The sequence below is a fragment of the Halomonas sp. M1 genome (assembly GCF_029581375.1).
Classification (GTDB): domain Bacteria; phylum Pseudomonadota; class Gammaproteobacteria; order Pseudomonadales; family Halomonadaceae; genus Vreelandella.
The window spans coordinates 2,459,424-2,480,528 of the sequence record NZ_CP121119.1; the positions used below are offsets into that span (position 1 = coordinate 2,459,424).

Below are 21,105 nucleotides of genomic sequence, written 5' to 3' on the forward strand. Positions count from 1 at the left end.
TACTAAGTAACTGTTTTAAATAAATTTATTTAATTTAAAATAAATTTTAGAATAATAAGTAACGATACATTGAGTAACATTTTGTTGGCTTCTGATGCGTATTCGATAGGCGTAGACTGAGCGTCTCTTGTTTGGAGGTTTACCTATGTCAACGCTCACTCCACTGGTGTTAGCCAGCGGCAATGATGGAAAGCTTAATGAGTTCAACCAGTTACTGATGCCATTGGGGTTTGATGTTCGCCCTCAGGCTGAATTTGGCGTACGCGATGTAGAAGAAACAGGACTTACGTTTGTAGAAAATGCGCTCTTAAAAGCGCGGGAAGCTAGCCGAATCAGTGGGTTACCCGCGTTGGCTGATGACTCTGGCTTAGAAGTAGATGCACTCCACGGGGCGCCGGGGATTTACTCAGCGCGCTATGCTGGTGAGCCGAAAAGCGATCAGAGAAACAATGCAAAGCTATTAGAAGCCCTTAGTGAGTGCGCAGAGGGGCAGCGCACCGGACGCTACTGGTGTGTGCTGGTTTATTTGCGCCATGCTGAAGATCCTGTACCGGTGATAGTGCAACGCAGTTGGGAGGGCGAGATTTTGGCTCACCCACGGGGTGAAGGCGGCTTTGGTTATGATCCGCTGTTTTGGTTACCTGACCAAGGCATGAGTGTGGCTGAGCTGCCTAGTGAAACTAAAAATCGTCTTAGCCATCGAGGTCGCGCGCTGCAGAGCCTGGTGGATTTTTTGAAGGTGGCGCATGGTTGAGCCATTACCCCCGCTTTCGCTGTATATTCACACCCCTTGGTGCGTGCGCAAGTGCCCCTATTGTGACTTTAACTCCCATGAGCCCGAGGCCGGTGAGCTGCCGGAAACAGCTTATCTGGGGGCGTTGCTGAAAGATCTTGATGAGGATATTGCACTTGCGGATGGGCGAACGATTGAGACGATCTTTATCGGGGGTGGTACGCCAAGCCTGCTATCACCAGCGTTTTACCGTGAGTTATTCGATGCAATTCGCCAGCGTTTACCCTTTGCTCCTGATGTGGAAATTACCTTAGAGGCTAATCCCGGCACGACCGAGCAAGGGCGCTTCGTTGGCTACCGCGAGGCGGGTATCAACCGTTTATCACTGGGCGTTCAAAGCTTTCAGACGGCACAGCTTAGCGCGTTGGGTCGTATTCATAGCGGTCATGAAGCCGTTACCGCTGTGGAGCAGGCACGCCAGGCGGGGTTTGATAATCTCAATATTGATCTGATGCATGGCCTTCCTCAGCAAACCCCTAGCCAAGCAATGGATGATATTGAGCAAGCCTTGGCGCTTTCTCCAGAGCATCTTTCTTGGTACCAGTTAACCCTTGAACCTAATACAGCTTTCTTTTCCCACCCTCCGGTGCTACCGGAAGAGGAAGCCCTCTGGGATATTCAAGAAGCGGGCCACCAGCGCCTTGAGCAAGCGGGCTTACATCGCTATGAAATATCTGCGTACGCAAAGCCTCACCAGCAAAGTCACCACAATATTAACTACTGGCAGTTCGGCGACTATCTTGGCATTGGGGCGGGCGCCCACGGCAAGCTAACCACTATTGATCAAGCGGGGGAGTGGCATATAGAGCGGCGTTGGAAAACACGCCAACCAGACGCTTATTTGCGGCGTGTAAATGACCCGCGTGGCTTTATTGCGGGGAAGCAGCTCATCAGTGTTGATGAGCTACCGCTCGAATTTGCTATGAACGCACTGCGTTTAACGGATGGTGTCACCATAGGGAAGTGGACACGCCATACCGGGCAGCCTAAGGCTGTGTTACTTAAGCGCTTACAAAGTGCCCATGAAAAAGGACTTTTGATGGAAATGCCTGAAAAGCTACGTGCTTCGCCTCAAGGTCTATTATTCTTGAATGAGTTGCTGGCCTTGATAAGTGATGAGTGATCAGCGATATAACAGCAATTACCCTGAAGATAAAATGGAGTGAGCGATGCGTATTTTTCGACTACTGACCCCGCTAGCGGCTGCTATCTTAGTGGCCGGTTGTGCCACCACGGACCCTTACAGCGGGCAAACGCAACGCTCTAGTACTGCGATGGGCTCGGGCATCGGCGCCGCTGTGGGTGCGGCGGCAGGAGCGTTATCCGGTGATGGCAGTACCAGCCGACGTGATCGTGCATTAATTGGCGCGGCCGTTGGCGCAGCTGCAGGTGCAGGGATTGGCGTTTATATGGATCGCCAGGAACAGCAGCTGCGTGAAAACCTACAAGGGTCACGTATCGAAATTGATCGTCGCGGTGACGATATCGTTCTCAATATGCCAAGCGGCGTGACGTTTGGCTTTGACTCAGCAGACCTCACTAGTGAAGCACGTGGTGCACTCAACGAAGTAGCCAATGTATTGACGCAGTATCAAGACACTCGGGTGAACATTGCGGGCCACACCGATAGTGTAGGTGACCCCAGCTATAACCAGCGTCTCTCTGAGCGCCGCGCTCAGGCGGTAGGCAGCTATTTAAGCCAAAATGGCGTTTCTTCCACGCGCCTTAATACCAGGGGTTATGGTGCTAACCAGCCAGTGGCCAGTAATGACACGGATCAAGGCCGCGCCCAAAACCGCCGAGTTGAGATTACTCTTACGCCCACTGGCGATGGCCAAGGCTAGCCAGTCACTATTGGGTTAGCAACGATCATCTAACTCCGGTATTGCTGCTAAAAGCCCGCTATGCTCACATAGCGGGCTTTTTTCGATTAACTGTTAGCGAGCTGCCATGCTGTCTTATCAACACGCTTACCATGCCGGCAATTTTGCCGATGTACATAAGCACCTCACGCTTTACGCGGTCATTGATTATTTATTACGTAAAAAAACAGCTATTACATATATAGATACCCACGCTGGAAGAGGCCTCTATCCCCTTGCTACAAAAGAGACCCAGCGGCTACAAGAGTACCGCGCAGGTATTTGGCCTCTGTGGCAGGCTCGCTGCGAGCTGAAGAATCCGCTGTTGGAAGCGTGGTTAGAAGCGCTGGTTAGCGCTCAGCCTAAAGGGGATGAGCTAACCCATTATCCGGGATCACCTTGGTGGCTCTCCCAACCGCTGCGTGAACAAGATCGGCTTAAACTTTATGAGCTGCACCCCGGGGAGCATGAGCACTTAAACGGTCAAGCGCTTCCTAAGCAGGCTCAGCGAATTTATGGTGACGGCTTGGCTGGGTTGAGAAAGTTAGTGCCTGTGGCAACGCCACGCTTATGCGCGCTAATTGACCCCAGCTACGAGCTTAAAACAGAGTATCAAGACGTGGCCGATGCGGCGGTGTACGCCATGGAAAAAGCGCGCCATGCAGTACTAATGATTTGGTACCCACTGCTGCCAGCAGGCCATCACCACACACTATTAACAGGCTTGGAGGAGAGTGGTATCCGTAAAATTTGGCGCAGCGAGCTGCAGCTGCGCCAACCTAACGCACAAAGCCACGGTATGTATGGCAGTGGCATGCTCGTTATTAACCCCCCCTGGGGGCTCAATGAGCACTTAGCTGCGGCAATGGCGCAAATGTCGCCGCTGCTAGGTGCTGAAAGCCGCTATCACAGTGAATGGTTAGTAGGTGAATAGAAATCGGTTACTTACCAATACAGAAGCTGCCGAAAATCTCGCCAAGCAGATCATCGGCGCTAAACTCTCCGGTGATTTCTCCCAAGGCTTGCTGGGCATCACGTAGGTCTTCAGCAAGTAACTCTCCAGCCCCGTAGCCATCTAGCTGGGCTCGCCCGGTTTCTAGTGCGGTCATAGCGCGGTCTAAGGCATTTAGATGACGGCGGCGCGCTGAGAAACGCCCTTCTGTAGTGGTTGAAAAGCCCATGATCTCTTTTAGATGGGCTTTTAAACTATCCACACCCTCACCGGTTTTAGCCGAGAGTCTTAGTGTGGGAGTGGTTGTGGATAAATCAATACCCGCCTGTTCAGCGTTGGTATCAATCTTATTACGCACCAGCGTCAAGCGTGCTTTATCGGGAAGACGTGCCACAAATTCTGGCCAAATAGTCATCGGATCCGTTGTTTCAGTCGTTGCGGCATCGACCAGCAATAACACCCGATCTGCTTTTTCAATCTCTTCCCACGCCCTGGCTACGCCAATTTTTTCAACAGCATCCGGGGTGTCGCGCAGCCCTGCGGTGTCAATGATATGCAACGGCATGCCGTCAATATGGATATGTTCGCGCAGCACGTCTCGGGTGGTGCCGGCGATATCCGTCACAATAGCGGTATCCTGCTCCGTCAGCGCGTTTAGTAAGCTGGACTTACCCGCATTGGGGCGCCCAGCGATAACCACGCTCATACCCTCACGCAGCAAGGCACCTTGGCCTGCCGCTTTACGTACATCGGCTAATGCTTGCTGCACGCCTGCTAGGTGCTGGGCTACATGGCCATCGGCAAGGAAATCGATCTCCTCTTCAGGGAAATCAATGGCGGCTTCTACATAAACCCGCAGCTCAATTAACCGCTGTACCAGGGCTGAAACGCGCTGGGAAAATTCACCTTGTAGCGACCTCACGGCGTTTTCGGCTGCCGAACGCGAGGAAGCATCAATCAAATCGGCAATCGCTTCGGCCTGGGCGAGATCAAGTTTGTCGTTGAGAAAAGCGCGCTCGGAGAACTCGCCAGGACGCGCCAGGCGGGCGCCCAACTGAAGGCAGCGTTCCAACAGCATATCCATGATGATCGGGCCGCCATGCCCTTGAAGCTCGAGCACATCTTCACCGGTAAAGGAGGATGGGCCGTTGAATAGCAGGGCTATCCCTTCATCAATGGTGCCTTCAGCACCGTTAAATGACCCGTAGTGGGCGAAGCGTGGGGCTGGACAGTGCCCAAGTATGGCGGAGGCGATATCACGGCAGGCAGGGCCTGACACGCGAATAATGCCTACTCCGCCACGGCCAGGGGGGGTTGCCAGGGCAGTAATAGTGTCTTGGGTATAAAGTCGATCGGCCATGGCGGTTCCCGTTACTGAATGGAAAATAGTGAGGCGTTGTTATGCCTAAGTTACGCCTAAAACGCCAGACCCCCGCAAGAGCGGGGGTCTGGTTGCTTCGTAAGATGCGCTATTTGGTTCGCATCCCTTTACCCACGCTGGGGTCATTCTCGATATTACGCGTAATAACATACTGCTGCGCGACCGAGATAATGTTGTTGACCACCCAGTAGATGACCAGACCTGCCGGGAACCACAGGAAGAAGAAAGTGAAGATAATCGGTAGCATCTTCATAATCTTCGCTTGCATGGGGTCCGGCGGCGTCGGGTTCAGCAACTGCTGAACATACATCGAAATACCCATCAGGATCGGCAGGATGAAATACGGATCTTTCACCGATAAATCCTGGATCCAGAACATAAAGGGTGCGTGGCGAAGCTCAACGGATTCAAGCAACATCCAGTAAAGCGCGATAAACACCGGCATTTGCACCAGGATCGGTAAGCAGCCGCCCAGAGGATTGATTTTCTCCTTCTGGTAGAACTTCATCATCTCTTGAGACATTTTCTGACGATCATCGCCATACATCTCTTTGAGACGCTGCATCTCCGGGCCGAGTTTCCGCATACGTGCCATAGACTTGTATGCCTTGGCAGAAAGCGGGAACAGTGCCAGTTTCACCAATACGGTCAGCAGTACAATCGACCACCCCCAGTTGCCGACCACATCATGGATTTTATCCAGTAGCCAGAACAGCGGGTTGGCGATAAACCATAGCCAGCCGTAATCCACGGTTAAGCGCAGGTTGGGTGCCACTTGTTCAAGATAGTCTTGAACCTTAGGGCCCATATAGAGCGTTGCGCTTAACGTGGCCTCACCGTCAGCGGCAATGCTGGTGGTTGGGCCTGCAAAAGCAGCTACATTACGGTCGCGAGAATCGGTCGTGGCGTAAAAAAGGTTCTGCTGATTTTGTGCAGGCGCCCAGGCAGACACAAAGTAGTGCTGGATAATGGCCACCCAACCACCTTGCGCCTCACGGTTTTCGAATCGACCACGTTGAATATCGTCAAAGTCGATCTTGTCGTAGCGCGTATCAGGCGTGGAATAGGCAGCCCCTAAATAGGAGCTCATACCCATTGCAACACCGCTAGACGGGTCGGGGCTGTTATCCCGCGCTAGTTGGCCAATAAAGCGTGCGCTAACAGGCGCGTCGGTATTATTAGCTAAGTAGTAGCTCACTTCGACAGCATAGCTTCCGCGCTCAAACGAGAGCCGCTTGATGATATCGACACCGTTAACCTCGGCGGTTAGATCCACGCTTAGCTGCTCTTCGTTATTACCCAGGCGATACTCAGAGCGCTCAGGGGTAAACACGATGCGGCTAGCCTGGCCATCTAACTGTAGGCCTGAACGTGCTACGTAGCTGCGGTTTGCGTTGTCTGAAAGCAGTACATAGTTCCGGTCTGAATCCAGGGTTAACTTATGCTGAGGTAGCGCTGCATAGACGATATCGCCGCCGTGCGGGTCAATACGCACATCGAGAACATCAGTGGTAACGGCAATAAAGTCGCGGCTTGCCGTTTCACTTTCAGTCGCATCCTGCATGCCATCGCCGATAGCGCTTTGGGGGGCCGAGGTGCTGGGAACCGCCAAATCATCGCCATTGGAGGGATCGCTTGCCGGGGCGCCGTTGCTACTTTGTGTAATCTCAGGCGACGAATCGTAGGAGATCTGCCCGTAATCCTGATTCCATTGGACTACCAGTAGGTAGGCCAGTACAGCCAGTGGAATCAGTAATAAAAGTCGTTTTACGTCCATGAGGGTTCTGCCCGATGGGTGGTGAACATGCTAATGGCGCAGTGTCATTTACTCGACCCATGACACACGAAAGCCTGCCAGGCGGCAGGCCGAGGTCGAGCGGCGAGGTGTGTCGTCAAGCGTCACGTGTTACGCCATCAAGCGGGGGAGTTGAAGACACCGCCTGTGCGTCACGCTGAAGTCGCTTCCACATGCCGTGTAGCTGGCGGTGGAGCGTTTCATTATCAATATCCTGAACACCACGCTTAGCCAGAATTACTATATCCATTGAGGGTAAGTGATCTTGGCGAAGCCGAACGGATTCTCTAACAAGACGCTTAAAGCGATTGCGATCAACAGCGCGCTTCACATTTTTTTTGCTGACCACCAGTCCAATGCGGGGATGCCCCCGAGTACTTAAGCGCGCTAGCGCCATCATACCTTTGCCATGAACTTTCAGGTCTGCTTGTTCAAACACGTGACTAAAATCCCCAGCGTTTAGCAACCGTAAGCACCGGGGAAAGCCTTGATGCAGCACACGCAATCCGAGATCAGGCGCTCAGACGCTTGCGGCCTTTGGCGCGGCGGCGTGCGATAACGGCACGGCCGTTTTTGGTTGCCATACGAGCACGGAAGCCATGCGCGCGCTTGCGCTTGAGAACGCTAGGTTGAAAAGTGCGTTTCATAACTCGTTATTCCCACGTGGTTTAGGACGGAAAATGAATTCCAAAAGACCCGGTCCAGTGAGAACTAGCCGGGTAGATTCAATTCAAGACCGGAAATTGTAGAGACTTCCCGCCGCCGGTGCAATTTTTCCTTGCATAAAAAGCGTTAAAAAGGCAATGCCCGTTTTAGTGACTGTTCATCAGTGACGCCACACCGATGGACTATTATTACTAGTAGTATTACTTAAAACCTATTGTTATTAATAGTGGGGATACTAATTGTGGATAAGCTATTTAAAGATAATTTTATCAACAGGTTAAAATCATAAAAAATCTGTGCATAACTATCAAATAAGCACTAAATAAGCTGTTAACTAGGTGTGACTAGATGCAACGGAAATAGCGCTTTTTCGACTTATCCCGATTCCATCATGAGGTTTTCCTTGTAGCTCAAAAGAAGTTGTCCACAGGCAAAAAAGAGCCGCCACTGCGTGTGGATAACCGCTTCGTTGGGCGCTACAATGGTCGGCCGTTTTCAACCGATGGTGAGATGAGTGTCACTCGCGCTTTGGCAACAGTGCCTGGACTACCTACAGGACGAACTGAATTCTCAACAGTTCAACACCTGGATACGTCCGTTACAGGCAGAAGAAGGAGAGGCCAACGAGCTATGCTTGTTGGCGCCGAATCGCTTTGTGCGCGACTGGGTGAGTGATAAGTACGCCAAACGAATCAGTGAACTGATTCGTGAGCTGGCACCTGGAAAACCTCCCAAAGTTAGCTTAACGGTGGGTAGCCGCCGTGCCGCGACTCCTGCGCCACAGCCCCGAGAGTTGGGTAATCCTGTTTCGGCTACGCCCACCCAACGAATGGCTCCAGCAGTCCACACCTCACCCCGCGGTAACGTCTCTGATGAACGAGAAATTAGTCAGCTAAGAGAAGAGTCGCCTGTCCGACGAGGTAATGAGCGTCAGGTGCAGGTGGAAGGCAGCCTGAAGCATGGTAGCGGCCTGAACCCTAATTTCACCTTTGATAAATTCGTCGAGGGTAAATCGAACCAACTAGCTCGCGCTGCCTCACGTCAGGTGTCAGAAAACCCCGGCGGCGCCTATAACCCCTTGTTTTTATATGGGGGAGTTGGTTTAGGTAAAACACACTTAATGCACGCAGTAGGGAATGCCCTGGCGGATCGGCGTGAAAATGCTCAAGTGGTTTATCTGCACTCGGAGCGCTTTGTCGCAGATATGGTCAAAGCGCTGCAGCTAAATGCGATTAATGACTTCAAGCGCTTTTATCGCAGTGTTGATGCACTATTAATCGATGATATTCAGTTCTTCGCGGGTAAAGAGCGCTCTCAAGAAGAGTTTTTTCATACGTTTAACGCGCTGTTAGAGGGGGGGCAGCAGATGATCCTTACCTCTGACCGCTACCCAAAAGAGATCAGTGGTGTTGAAGAGCGTTTGAAGTCGCGCTTCGGTTGGGGGCTTACCGTCGCGATTGAACCCCCTGAACTGGAAACCCGCGTAGCAATTCTGATGAAGAAGGCCGACCAAGCAAAAGTGGACCTTCCTCACGATGCTGCCTTTTTTATTGCCCAAAAAATTCGTTCTAACGTCCGTGAGCTTGAGGGTGCGCTGAAAAAAGTCATTGCAGATTCTCACTTCATGGGTAAAACCATTACCCAAGACTTTATTCGTGAATCCTTAAAGGACCTGCTCGCGCTTCAGGATAAGCAAGTAGGGGTCGACAATATTCAGCGCACGGTGGCCGAGTATTACAAAATTAAGGTAGCGGATTTGCTCTCCAAGCGACGTTCGCGCTCAGTGGCCAGGCCCCGCCAAGTTGCTATGGCGCTTGCCAAAGAGCTGACTAATCACAGCTTACCCGAGATAGGCGATGCGTTTGGTGGGCGTGACCATACGACGGTCTTGCATGCTTGTCGAAAGGTAAAAGCGTTGCAGGAAGAGAGTGCGGATATACGCGAAGATTATAAAAATCTGCTGCGTCTGTTAACCAGTTAACCATATTGTTGGGTCTTAAGTAGAGAGGCCTTTCAGGATATACAACCGGAGTATTGATGAAATTCTCAATTTCCCGAGAGGCGCTGCTGCGCCCGCTGACACTGGTGGCGGGCGTGGTAGAACGGCGCCAAACACTGCCTGTGCTCTCTAATGTGCTGATTCAAGTTGAAGGTGATCAAGTTTCACTCACGGGTACCGACCTTGAAGTTGAGCTGATCGGGCGCACGGTTGCAAGCCAAGTGGACCAGGAAGGCGCGGCAACGGTGCCTGCACGCAAGCTGATGGATATTTGTAAGTCACTGCCCGACCAGTCAGATATTCAGCTTGCCGTCGAAGAGGGGCGGGCTGTTCTGCGTAGTGGACGCTCCCGTTTCACGCTTTCAACGCTGCCAGCAGCCGAATTCCCTAATATCGAAGATGCTGATGGTAGCCAAGAGATAAGCGTTCCCCGCGGTACGTTAAAACACCTTATTGAAGCCACCTCGTTCGCCATGGCGCAGCAGGATGTACGCTATTATCTTAATGGCATGCTGCTTGAGATTCAGAGTAATTTGTTGCGTACAGTGGCCACTGATGGTCACCGTTTGGCTATGTGCTCTCGTCCTATCGATATCTCTGTTAACCAGTCCCAAAAGCTAATAGTGCCACGTAAAGGGATTCTCGAGTTGTCGCGTCTATTAGACGATAGCGACGAACCGGTTAGCTTAACGCTAGGTTCTACACACGTAAGAGCACACACTGGCGACTTTACTTTTACGTCTAAGTTAATTGACGGCAAGTTTCCTGATTATGAGCGCGTGGTGCCACGTAACGGGGATAAAGTGTTGATTGCTGAGCGTGCTGAACTGCGTCAGGTGCTTTCGCGTACTGCCATTCTTTCCAATGAAAAGTATCGTGGTGTGCGCCTCTATCTTGAGGAGAATAATCTCAAGGTAATGGCTAACAATCCAGAGCAGGAAGAAGCCGAAGAGAATGTGGCGGTTGAGTACAGCGGCGGCGCTATGGAAGTGGGCTTTAACGTGGGTTACTTAGTCGATGTGCTCTCGGTGCTAGATGAGGACCGGGTGCAGGTGACTCTGGCTGATCCCAATAGTAGTGCGCTGTTAGAAGAGCCAGGTGGCGGCGACGCACTCTATGTAGTGATGCCCATGCGCTTATAGCATGCTTTAGCTCTATGATAAAACGGCGCTTCTGACAGCAGAAGCGCCGTTTTCACGTTTAATACCAACATGACTTAATTTGGCGGCGACTGTTAATGAGCCTAACTCGGTTACACCTGCAAGGCTTGCGTAATCTCGCACCCGTGGAAATGCACCCCTCTCTGCGTATTAATATTCTCCATGGGGTTAACGGTAGTGGGAAAACCAGCTTGTTAGAAGGCATCCATATATTAGGGATGGGCCGTTCATTTCGTACTCGTCAGCTTAAGAATGTTATCCAGTCAGATGCTCCGTATATGACGCTTTATGGCCGTTTGGCAGGTGACCCTGAGGTTGCCCTTGGGGTTAGGCGACTAAGAGCGGAGAGAGAGCTTGAGCTGCGCCTGCGGGGCGAGAAAGGGGTGCGCTTGGCTGAGCTGGTGGAAGCCATGCCGTTACAGCTGATTAATCCCGATGCGTTTCGTTTGTTAGAGGGATCACCGGCTGGTCGGAGAGAGTTTCTCGATTGGGGAGTGTTTCACGTGAAACATCAATTTTTGGAGGCATGGAAGCGAACGCGCCGGGCGGTGAAACATCGGAATGCGCTGCTTAGGCGTGGTAGAATAGTACCCGGCGAAATTGCAGTGTGGGAGCAGGAGCTAGCTACCTGGGGCGAGCAGATGGATACGCTGCGTCAAAGCTGGTTTAGTCAATTTTTACCTGTCTTCGAGGAAACGCTGGCAAGGCTATTCTCATTGCCAGGGCTAACGCTTCGTTATGCCAGAGGTTGGGATAAGCAGAGGTCCCTAGCGGATGTGCTAGAGAGTAGCCGTGAAACAGATCAGCAAATGGGGTTTACTCAGCAGGGGCCTCAGCGTGCAGATCTACGGATTCGGCTTGATAAGCAGCCAGCAGTTGAAGTGCTTTCCAGAGGCCAGCAAAAGCTGGTTGTTAGCGCGCTTAAGCTAGCCCAAGGGCGGCTTCTGGAAAGTACAGCAAAGCGGCACTGTGTTTACCTGATAGATGATTTGCCTGCGGAGCTGGATGAACAGCATCGCTTGCGGTTTTGCAAATTACTTGAAGAGATGCAGTGCCAAGCATTTATTACCAGCGTCGACCCAGCCGCTTTACGCGATATGTGGCAGCCTGAGACTACGGTTAAGATGTTTCACGTGAAACATACTGAGCAAGGCTTAAGCCAGTTAGTAACGGATGGGTAGGCGACATGGAATGAGACAGACTTCACGACGGAGTGGTCAATGAGCGAGCAGGCTTACGATTCATCAAGCATCAAGGTGCTCAAAGGGCTAGATGCAGTACGCAAGCGCCCAGGTATGTATATCGGTGACACCGACGACGGTACCGGTCTGCACCACATGGTTTTCGAATTGGTGGATAACTCCATCGATGAAGCTTTGGCAGGCCACTGCAGTGAAGTTCGAGTGGTTATTCACCCCGATGAATCAGTAACTGTCAGTGATAACGGCCGTGGTGTTCCTACCGAGCTTCATGAAGGGGAGGGGGTATCAGCAGCAGAAGTTATCATGACGGTGCTGCATGCTGGCGGTAAGTTTGATGACAACTCTTATAAAGTCTCAGGTGGACTTCACGGTGTAGGGGTTTCGGTTGTCAACGCGCTGTCGGAAGAGCTGCGTTTGACCATATGGCGCCAAAATGAAGTGTTTGAGCAGATTTATCGCCACGGCGTACCACAAGCACCGCTAGGTGTGGTGGGTAAAACTGAAAAGACTGGCACTAGCATCCATTTCCGTCCATCACCGGATACATTCGCAAATATCGAATTTCATTACGATATTTTAGCAAAACGCCTGCGTGAGCTCTCTTTCTTAAATTCAGGTGTTGCCATTCGTCTAATGGATGAGCGCAGCGGGAAAGAAGAGCTGTTTCATTATGAAGGTGGTCTAAAAGCATTTGTTGACCACCTGAATAAGAATAAAACTGTCTTGAATCCGGTTTTTCATTTTAATGCAGTGCGTGAAGATGGCGTTGAAGTAGAAGTCGCCATGCAGTGGAGCGAAGCCTTCACAGAAAATATTTTCTGTTATACCAACAATATTCCACAGCGAGATGGCGGTGCCCACTTGGCGGGTTTCCGTGCGGGGCTGACCCGTACGCTCAATAACTACATTGAAGCGGAAGGGTTGCTGAAAAAATCCAAAGTAAATACCTCGGGCGACGATGCGCGTGAGGGTTTAACCGCGGTTATATCTGTTAAGGTTCCAGACCCTAAGTTCTCGTCTCAAACTAAGGAAAAGCTAGTTTCCAGTGAAGTGAAAACAGCTGTTGAGCAGGAGATGGGCAGGCTGTTTTCAGAGTACTTGATTGAAAAGCCTAGTGAAGCAAAATCCATCGTCAACAAAATGCTGGATGCCGCCCGCGCTCGTGAAGCTGCCCGTAAAGCGCGGGATATGACACGACGCAAAGGCGCGCTGGACATTGCCGGTTTGCCGGGCAAGCTGGCGGACTGCCAAGAAAAAGATCCTAGCCAGTCAGAACTCTATTTGGTGGAGGGTGATTCGGCAGGTGGCAGTGCGAAACAGGGTCGAGACCGCCGCACCCAAGCGATTTTACCGCTGAAAGGTAAGATCCTAAACGTTGAGAAAGCACGCTTCGACAAAATGCTTTCGTCAGCGGAAGTGGGCACGTTAATTACTGCGCTTGGCTGTGGCATTGGGCGGGAAGAGTTTAACCCTGACAAGCTGCGCTACCATTCGGTCATTATCATGACCGACGCGGATGTAGACGGCTCTCACATTCGCACACTGCTTCTGACGTTCTTTTTCCGACAAATGCCGGAGCTGATTGAACGTGGCCACATCTTTATTGCCCAGCCGCCGCTATATAAAATCAAGCGAGGCAAGCAAGAGCTTTACCTTAAAGATGAGCAGGCAATGGTCGACTACCTGACGACTACCGCGCTGGATGGAGCGGGGCTTCACGTGAATGCCGATGCGCCAGGCATCACGGGCTCACAGCTGGAAGCGCTGGTTAATCAGTATCGCAACGTGATGAAACGAATCGATCGCCTAGCCCGTGTCTATCCGATTGAAGTGCTCAAGCAGACGGTGCACACAGCGGCGCTGCTAGGCGAAACGAGCCTGAAAGATCGGGTGACAATGGAGAACTGGATCGCTGAGCTTCAAAAAGCGATGGACGATAAGGTGGCCTATGAAGGTGGCCCCCGTTACCAGTTCTATATTCACGAAGATACTGAACGTGGTCTGCATTTGCCCGCGGTGTCGCTAATTGCCCATGGGGTAACCACAGAGTACGTTTGGGGCTTGGATTTCTTTGAAAGCGCCGACTACCGCGCCATTACCGGGTTAGGCGATACGCTCAATGGGCTGTTGGAGGAGGGGGCTTATATTGCCCGTGGTGAGCGGCAGAAGCCGGTTTCCCACTTCTCCGAGGTGCTGACTTGGTTAATGCAAGAAGGTCAGCGTGGGCTCTCTTTCCAGCGCTATAAAGGGTTGGGTGAGATGAATCCTGACCAGCTTTGGGAGACCACCATGGATCCTGACAGCCGCCGCATGCTGCGCGTTACTATCGAAGATGCGGTTGCCGCCGATATGATGTTCAATACGCTCATGGGAGATGAAGTTGAACCTCGTCGCGAGTTTATTGAGACAAACGCGCTAGTGGCTAATCTTGATGTCTAGGCGTCACTGTTGATGTTTCACGTGAAACAAAATAGTGATTGCTGAATAAAAAACGGCCCCTGGTTAAAAACCAGGGGCCGTTTTTGATACTTGTCACGCTTTACTGCTGGCAAAGCCAGTCGGTGAATGCAGCCAAATCAGCGAAAACAGTAGCATTCTCAAGTCCCGCATTGTGGGCCAAGGTTTTCTCTCCCTTTCCCGTTTTGACAAGTACGCTATGGCAGCCGACTGCTTCGCCTGCCTGTAAATCACGCAAACTGTCGCCGACCATCCAGCTGCCCTCTAAACTCTCTATACCTAACTGCTGCTGAATTTCTAGCAGTAGCCCCGGCAGCGGTTTGCGGCAACTGCAGCCATCGTCAGGCCCGTGTGGGCAGTAAGCAATATGAGCAATACGACCGTCTTCTGCTTCTACGAGCGCATTTAAACACTCATGCATGGCGTGCAGCGTCGCTTCATCATAGTAACCACGAGCGATGCCGGATTGATTCGTCGCGACGGTAACGGTAAATCCTGCCTTAGTTAAACGAGCAATAGCGTTAATGGCGGAAGGGTACGGTATCCATTCTGCTAGGGACTTTATATAGGCGTCTGAGTCACGGTTAATCACGCCATCTCGGTCTAAGATAATCAGCTTTTCAGGAGACACATTAACGTAGCGTTCGTTAGTAGGGGACATTTTTAGCTCTATTTAGCGCTTAGCTGTTGGTTGAGTAGTGACAGCGCTTGTAATGTAATAGCGATTTTTTTCCCATCACTACCAAAGCGCTGGAACGGAAACCGATTTAAGCGTGCAAGGCGTGGCAGCGTCGTTAGAAATCGCTCCCTTACAGCAGGTTGGGCCTGGCGTAAGCCGTTAAGTAGCGCAAAAGCTAAACGCTCTCGATGTGTGTCACGTTTACTAAGTTTTCCATACAGTGAAAAAATAAAGCAGTGCCAGTCGCGCACCATGCAGTCTATTAGCTCATGGCGCTCACCTGGATCGGTCTCAAAATCGATAAAAACAACTTCTTCCTGGTTTACCAAAATATTGCGCGCAAACGCTTCACTGAGATAACACTGGCGTGCATGGACATCATTTAGCGCCTGCGTTCCCAGCATAAGGTAATGATCGATCTCTTCCACTTGCTGCGCTGTGAGTAGTTTATCCAGCAGCGTTTGCGATGGCTGATTTTCACTGCCAGCATCGGCCAGCAATAGTGCTTCAGGTGCCTCAGCCAAAATAGTGGGCACTGCCACGCCGGCCGAGGAAAGGGCTTTAATGCGCGCGGCTTCTTGGGCAATGCTCTGTTTGCCCCCCAGGTTGTGAACCGGCTTGAGCGCATCAACACGCAGCCATTTGGCGAGTAGAGTAAGTGGCAGATAGGTAAGGCGTGAGTTACGTTTAGCGGCTTTTTTAAGCCAGACCTTGCGCCCATCAAGCGTATAAGACGCAATGTTGGTTTGCTGCTGGGGAAGTGTGTCTAAAAGAAAAAATTCGTACATAGCCGGTTCCATGGCGAGTCGTCGCTCGTCGACTTTGAATGCAAAGCTAGCTAGTTAGCAGTAAGGCACAGCGATTAGGGTAAACGTTTCACTAATCTTACCTGTATGTTTCACGTGAAACAAAAAGGTTTGTAGGCTTTTCAGGAGGCAAGAACTAGCAATAAAAAACCGGCACTTTTAAAGTGCCGGTTGGAATGTTGGCCTGCGCACGCTAGACAGCGTTTTATAGCATGCTACTAAAAGCGTCTTACTGTGGCAGCTGGGAAATATCCGCAACTTCAAGAAACAGCGCCTGCAGGCTGGCTAGCAACGCAAGGCGGTTCCGACGCACCGCTTTGTCATCGGCCATCACCATAACCTGGTCAAAGAACGCATCAACCGGCTCGCGCAGCGTCGCTAAGGCATCAAGCGCCTGCTGATAGTTACCCTCTGCAAATAGCGGAGCCACCTGTTGTTGGCTAGCTGAGACGGCGTTGAACAGATTCAGTTCTGCCTCTTCTTGTAGCAAAGACTGGTTGACCTGTGTGCTGCCATCGTGCTCCTGCTTACTCAGGATATTAGAAACCCGCTTATTGGCTGCGGCCAGGGCTGCGGCTTCTTCCCGCTGGGCAAAGGCTTTGACAGCGCGCAGGCGACGCGCAAAATCCAGCGGCTTAGTGACCGGCCGGGCACGAACGGCAAGGTACATTTCTGCACTGATACCCTCTTCCTGGCCCCAGGCGCGGAAGCGGTCGAGCATATACGTCAGTACGTCTTCTACCAATCCATCGGCTTTGGGCAGGCTCTGATGTTGATCAGCGGCCACCTGCAGCAGCTCACGCAGGTCGAGGTTCAGCTCACCTTTTACCAGAATGTTCAGCACGCCAATCGAGGCACGACGCAGGGCGAAGGGGTCTTTTGCGCCGGTAGGGCGTTGGCCAATACCGAAAATGCCCACCAGAGTATCCAAGCGATCCGCCAGTGCCAGGGCTTGGCCGGTTAGGCTTTGTGGAATAGTGTCGCTAGCAAACCGGGGCAGGTACTGCTCTTCTAGCGCCTGGGCGACCTCAGCAGGTTCGCCATCTTGCTCGGCGTAATAGCGCCCCATAATGCCTTGGAGTTCAGGGAATTCGAGCACCATCTCAGTGACCAGGTCGCACTTAGCGAGCGCTACAGCGCGCTGGGCGTGGGCGACATCGCCATTAATTTGCTGAGCAATAAAAGTGGCTATCGCCGTGCTGCGGCGCGCTTTATCAGCCAGCGTGCCCAGTTGCTGCTGAAAGACAACGCTTTCCAACTGAGGAATGCGCGATGCAAGAGTGCGCTTGCGGTCGGTGTCGTAGAAGAAGGCGGCATCTGCAAGACGCGGACGAATGACTTTCTCATTCCCTGAAATCACCTGCTGGGGGTCGGCACTGTCGATGTTCGAAATGGTAATGAACAGCGGCTTCAGCTTGCCTTGGTCATCCAGCAGGTGAAAGTATTTCTGGTTAGCCTTCATGGAAGAAATCAGGCACTCCGCAGGCACCTCCAGGAAGCGCTCATCGAAGCTGCCGGTTAATGCGACAGGCCACTCCACCAAACCACTCACTTCGACCAGCAGGTCTTCATCGATGACCGCATGAGCTTCCTGCACTTCGGCTTCCGCTAACACCTGCTCACGAATGCGTTCACGGCGGCGCTGACGGTCGGCCAGTACGTAGGCGTTTTCTAGCGTGGCGAGGTAGTCGTCGGCATGCGCGAGCTGAATGGCATCCGGGGCATGAAAGCGGTGACCATAGGTAGTGCGGCTAGCCTCTAGGCCAAGTGCCTCAGCGGCAATCACATCGCTGCCGTAAAGGGCGACCAGCCAGTGAACCGGACGGGAGAACTCAACCCGGGATGCGCCCCAGCGCATGTTTTTGGGCACCGGCAGTGATTGCAGCGTTTTGCGAATCATCTCCGGCAGCAGCGCTTGAACGCTTTCGCCTTGCTGCTGCTCCTGAAAACCTAGCCAAGTACCTTTGTCGGTTTCCAGATGAATCAGCTCATCCACGCTAACACCGCAAGAGCGGGCAAAGCCTTCGGCCGCTTTGGTGGGCACGCCATCTTTAAACGCAGCGGCCAGGGCGGGGCCACGGCGCTCTACTGCGCGGTCAGGCTGCTTGTCCGCAAGACCGGTCACCTGCACCGCTAAACGGCGTGGTGTGGCGTAAGCGCTAATCGCCTGGAAAGGAATGTCAGCCTCTTGTAGCCCTTTTTTAATACCCGCTGCAAACGCATCTGACAGCGCATCCAGTGCCGTGGGCGGCAGCTCTTCGGCACCCAGTTCTAATAAAAGTGTATCAACAGCCATTATGCCTCTCCCTGGTCGGCGAGTGGTTCTTGTAACAGTTCGCGGCGCAGGGCCTCGGGGGCCATGGGGAACCCCGCTGCTTTGCGTGACTCGAAGTAAGCGGTGGCGACGTCCCGTGCCATGGTGCGTACACGTAAAATAAAGCGCTGGCGCTCGGTCACGGAGATCGCATGGCGGGCATCAAGCAGGTTGAACGTATGGGAAGCTTTCAGCACTTGTTCGTAGGCGGGCAGCGGTAGATTAACGGCTAGCAGTTTGCTGCACTCTTTTTCCTGGTGATCAAACGCCGCGAAGAGCTGATCCACATCCGCGTGCTCGAAATTGTAGGCGGACTGCTCACGCTCGTTTTGTAGGTAAACGTCACCGTAGCTGACTTTACTGCCATCGGGTGCTATCGCCCAAACCAGGTCATACACGCTGTCGACGTTCTGCAGGTACATGGCGATACGCTCAAGCCCGTAGGTCAACTCGCCGGTGACGGGGTAGCACTCAATGCCGCCCGCCTGTTGGAAGTAGGTGAACTGGGTCACTTCCATGCCGTTAAGCCAGACCTCCCAGCCCAGGCCCCAGGCGCCTAGGGTAGGTGATTCCCAGTTATCTTCGACGAAACGTACGTCGTGAATCAGCGGGTCAAGCCCCAGGCGCTTTAGCGAGCCCAGGTAGAGATCCTGCAGATTACTGGGTGAGGGCTTCATGACTACCTGAAACTGGTAGTAGTGCTGCAGACGGTTCGGGTTTTCCCCATAGCGGCCGTCGGTAGGGCGTCGAGAAGGCTGCACGTAGGCCGCGTTCCAGGTTTCAGGGCCAATCGCCCGCAGGAACGTGGCGGGGTGGAAGGTGCCCGCGCCGACTTCCATATCGAGGGGTTGAAGGATGACGCAGCCTTGCTCTGCCCAGTACTGCTGAAGAGCAAGGATCAAGCCTTGAAAGGTCGACACATCGGGTGTCGATTGGTTTGTCGAAACACTCATCGCGGAAAGCACCGTTGGCCATGAATTCATAAGCCGTCAAGTATACAATCACAGGCAGATGGGTTATAGGCACGTTAGCCAAAGAGCCGCTTTTGGTAAGGAGAACGAGATGATCGTTGTAACAGGCGGGGCCGGTTTTATCGGTGCCAATATTGTCAAAGCGCTAAATGTTCGTGGCCGAAATGATGTGATGGTCGTCGATGATTTGCGCGATGGCACCAAGTTTGTCAATTTAGCTGACTGCACGTTGGCCGATTACCTGGACAAAAATGACTTTCTGGCACGGGTTAAGGCAGCGCTACGTGGTGAGATGATTGACCTGCCGACTATCGATGCGATTTTCCATGAGGGTGCCTGCTCCGATACCACCGAGTGGGATGGGCACTATATGTTGGAGAATAATTTCGAGTACTCCAAAGTGCTGCTCAACTACTGTGAGAAGTTTGGCATCCCGTTCTTATATGCTTCGTCGGCGGCTACCTATGGTGGCAGCGAGGTGTTTAAAGAAGCGCCTGAGCACGAGAAGCCGCTCAATGTATACGGTTACTCCAAGCTGTTGTTTGATCAGCACGTGCGCTCGCGCTGGAGCGAGCTAACCACCCAGGTGGTGGGTTTCCGCTACTTTAATGTTTACGGGCCGCGGGAGCAGCATAAAGGCAAGATGGCCAGCGTGGCGTATCACAACCATCTGCAGGTTCGTAATGGCGAAACCTTGAAGCTGTTTGGGGCTTACGACGGCTATGAGGCGGGCATGCAGAGCCGCGACTTCGTTTACGTAGGCGATGTGGTCAATGTAAACCTCTGGTTTTTAGATAATCCCAGCGCATCTGGTATTTTTAATCTGGGTACTGGCCGAGCAGAGCCGTTTAAAGCCATTGGTGAAGCGGTAATCGACTTTTACGGCCAGGGTGAGATTGATTACATCCCTTTCCCAGAAGAGCTAAAAGGGCGCTACCAAAGCTACACGCGTGCGGATATAAGTAACCTGCGTGCCGCTGGCTGCGATGTGGAGTTCAAAACTGTTGCTCAAGGCGTTAACGCCTACTTGGAGTGGCTGAATGGCTAATTCTGCCAAGCGGTTGCTCGTTATAGGCCCTTCCTGGGTGGGCGATATGGTCATGGCACAAAGCCTGTTTATGACGTTAAAAGCTCGCTACCCCGGCTCAACCTTGGGCGTTGTCGCGCCGGCTTGGTCGCAGCCTATTATTGAGCGTATGCCCGAGGTGGACGAAGTACTGCCGCTGGCGGTGGGGCATGGCGAGTTTGGCCTGGGAAACCGCCGCGAATTGGCGGCAAGATTGCGAGGGCGTTTTGATCGCGCCATTGTGCTGCCGCGCTCCTGGAAAGCCGCACTGGTACCGTTTATGGCACGCATTCCCGAGCGTGTGGGCTTTTTAGGCGAGCACCGCTATGGCCTGCTTAAAGAGCGCCGCAAGCTGGACAAGCAAGTGCTGGATCAAACCGTAAAGCGGTTTGTCTCCCTAGGCTTGCCCCTGGAAGAAACCCTACACGGTGATTTCACCATCCCCACGCCACGCTTATCCATCGACCGAGATAATCTGGTAAACCTGCGCCTTACTCATGCGCTGTCATCACGCCCTGCCATCGGCATGATGCCCGGCGCCGAATATGGGCCTGCCAAACAGTGGCCGCTGGAGTATTTTCACGCCTTGGCGGCGCGGCTTATCGCCGATGGTTTTGAGGTGCGCGTACTAGGCGGGGCAAAAGACCACGAAGCGGGGGAGGCCATTATCAAAGGGCTTTCCCACGCTCATAACCTGTGCGGTAAAACCCAGCTAGCGGATGCGGTTGATCTGTTGGCCGACTGCCGTCAGGTGGTGACAAACGACTCAGGCTTAATGCACGTGGCGGCCGCAGTAGGCGTGCGTATTCACGCCCTGTACGGCTCCTCATCGCCTGCCTACACACCGCCGCTAACGGATAATGCCACTATTCACTACCTTGGACTCTCCTGTTCGCCGTGCTTCAAGCGCACCTGCCCACTGGGCCACACCAATTGTCTTAATGACTTGAGCGTTGAGCAGGTGCATCAGGCAGTGAAGAGATGCGTCTAGTAGTTTTTTGA

General features: G+C 52.6%; 18 protein-coding genes. 10 read left to right on the forward strand and 8 right to left on the reverse strand.

The features are described from left to right. Positions 1-145 precede the first annotated feature (145 nt). The 4 genes from rdgB (at position 146) to rlmJ (ending at position 3,589) form a co-directional block, all read left to right on the forward strand. The gene (gene rdgB, locus P8S54_RS11345; protein ID WP_281441837.1) at positions 146-754 is read left to right on the forward strand and encodes an RdgB/HAM1 family non-canonical purine NTP pyrophosphatase; all 609 of its coding nucleotides are present in this window, start codon (positions 146-148) and stop codon (positions 752-754) included. Further along, on the forward strand, positions 747-1,916 hold the full coding sequence (hemW, locus tag P8S54_RS11350) for a radical SAM family heme chaperone HemW (RefSeq protein WP_281441838.1): 1,170 nt from the start codon (positions 747-749) through the stop codon (positions 1,914-1,916). Before rdgB ends, hemW begins: the two co-directional genes overlap by 8 nt. A gap of 46 nt (positions 1,917-1,962) precedes the next feature. After that, on the forward strand, positions 1,963-2,637 hold the full coding sequence (locus P8S54_RS11355) for an OmpA family protein (RefSeq protein WP_281441839.1): 675 nt from the start codon (positions 1,963-1,965) through the stop codon (positions 2,635-2,637). Positions 2,638-2,743: 106 nt separating this feature from the next. Continuing rightward, positions 2,744-3,589 carry a 23S rRNA (adenine(2030)-N(6))-methyltransferase RlmJ gene (gene rlmJ, locus P8S54_RS11360; RefSeq protein ID WP_281441840.1) on the forward strand — a complete coding sequence of 282 codons (846 nt, stop codon included), beginning with the start codon at positions 2,744-2,746 and terminating at the stop codon, positions 3,587-3,589. A 7-nt stretch (positions 3,590-3,596) separates the two neighbouring features. Here the strand turns inward: rlmJ and mnmE are convergent, their stop codons facing one another. The 4 genes from mnmE to rpmH form a co-directional block, all read right to left on the reverse strand. After that, positions 3,597-4,967: a tRNA uridine-5-carboxymethylaminomethyl(34) synthesis GTPase MnmE gene (gene mnmE / locus P8S54_RS11365; RefSeq protein WP_009101651.1), complete on the reverse strand. Its 1,371-nt coding sequence runs from the start codon at positions 4,965-4,967 to the stop codon at positions 3,597-3,599. Positions 4,968-5,076: 109 nt separating this feature from the next. After that, positions 5,077-6,765 (reverse strand): membrane protein insertase YidC, encoded by a 1,689-nt coding sequence (gene yidC / locus P8S54_RS11370; RefSeq protein ID WP_281441841.1) that lies wholly within the window; start codon positions 6,763-6,765, stop codon positions 5,077-5,079. 115 nt (positions 6,766-6,880) lie between these two features. Beyond that, entirely contained in the window at positions 6,881-7,282 is a 402-nt protein-coding gene (rnpA, locus tag P8S54_RS11375; RefSeq protein WP_281441842.1) for a ribonuclease P protein component, read from the reverse strand. A 13-nt stretch (positions 7,283-7,295) separates the two neighbouring features. After that, positions 7,296-7,430, reverse strand: coding sequence for a 50S ribosomal protein L34 (rpmH, locus tag P8S54_RS11380; RefSeq protein ID WP_009723348.1), 135 nt, complete (start codon positions 7,428-7,430; stop codon positions 7,296-7,298). 533 nt (positions 7,431-7,963) lie between these two features. Here rpmH and dnaA point away from each other — a divergent pair. The 4 genes from dnaA (at position 7,964) to gyrB (ending at position 14,249) form a co-directional block, all read left to right on the forward strand. Continuing rightward, positions 7,964-9,430: a chromosomal replication initiator protein DnaA gene (gene dnaA / locus P8S54_RS11385; RefSeq protein ID WP_281441843.1), complete on the forward strand. Its 1,467-nt coding sequence runs from the start codon at positions 7,964-7,966 to the stop codon at positions 9,428-9,430. A gap of 56 nt (positions 9,431-9,486) precedes the next feature. Beyond that, on the forward strand, positions 9,487-10,590 hold the full coding sequence (gene dnaN / locus P8S54_RS11390; protein WP_009098948.1) for a DNA polymerase III subunit beta: 1,104 nt from the start codon (positions 9,487-9,489) through the stop codon (positions 10,588-10,590). A 95-nt stretch (positions 10,591-10,685) separates the two neighbouring features. After that, a complete protein-coding gene (gene recF / locus P8S54_RS11395) occupies positions 10,686-11,789 on the forward strand; it encodes a DNA replication/repair protein RecF (protein WP_281441844.1) in 1,104 nt (367 codons plus the stop codon). 39 nt (positions 11,790-11,828) lie between these two features. Then, positions 11,829-14,249 carry a DNA topoisomerase (ATP-hydrolyzing) subunit B gene (gene gyrB / locus P8S54_RS11400; RefSeq protein ID WP_281441845.1) on the forward strand — a complete coding sequence of 807 codons (2,421 nt, stop codon included), beginning with the start codon at positions 11,829-11,831 and terminating at the stop codon, positions 14,247-14,249. Between the two features lie 100 nt (positions 14,250-14,349). Here gyrB and gmhB read toward each other — a convergent pair whose 3' ends face one another. The 4 genes from gmhB to glyQ form a co-directional block, all read right to left on the reverse strand. Further along, on the reverse strand, positions 14,350-14,928 hold the full coding sequence (gene gmhB / locus P8S54_RS11405) for a D-glycero-beta-D-manno-heptose 1,7-bisphosphate 7-phosphatase (protein WP_281441846.1): 579 nt from the start codon (positions 14,926-14,928) through the stop codon (positions 14,350-14,352). An 8-nt stretch (positions 14,929-14,936) separates the two neighbouring features. Continuing rightward, positions 14,937-15,734: a hypothetical protein gene (locus tag P8S54_RS11410; protein ID WP_281441847.1), complete on the reverse strand. Its 798-nt coding sequence runs from the start codon at positions 15,732-15,734 to the stop codon at positions 14,937-14,939. A 247-nt stretch (positions 15,735-15,981) separates the two neighbouring features. Continuing rightward, complete coding sequence (gene glyS, locus P8S54_RS11415) at positions 15,982-18,048, reverse strand: glycine--tRNA ligase subunit beta (protein WP_281441848.1); 2,067 nt, start codon at positions 18,046-18,048, stop codon at positions 15,982-15,984. Beyond that, positions 18,048-19,019, reverse strand: coding sequence for a glycine--tRNA ligase subunit alpha (glyQ, locus tag P8S54_RS11420; RefSeq protein ID WP_281441849.1), 972 nt, complete (start codon positions 19,017-19,019; stop codon positions 18,048-18,050). Before glyQ ends, glyS begins: the two co-directional genes overlap by 1 nt. Before the next feature lie 109 nt (positions 19,020-19,128). Between glyQ and rfaD the strand changes: the two genes are divergently transcribed. Next, positions 19,129-20,085, forward strand: coding sequence for an ADP-glyceromanno-heptose 6-epimerase (rfaD, locus tag P8S54_RS11425; RefSeq protein WP_281441850.1), 957 nt, complete (start codon positions 19,129-19,131; stop codon positions 20,083-20,085). After that, positions 20,078-21,094: a lipopolysaccharide heptosyltransferase II gene (gene waaF / locus P8S54_RS11430; protein ID WP_281441851.1), complete on the forward strand. Its 1,017-nt coding sequence runs from the start codon at positions 20,078-20,080 to the stop codon at positions 21,092-21,094. The genes rfaD and waaF overlap by 8 nt, the downstream gene beginning before the upstream one ends. The last annotated feature ends 11 nt before the right edge of the window (positions 21,095-21,105 follow it).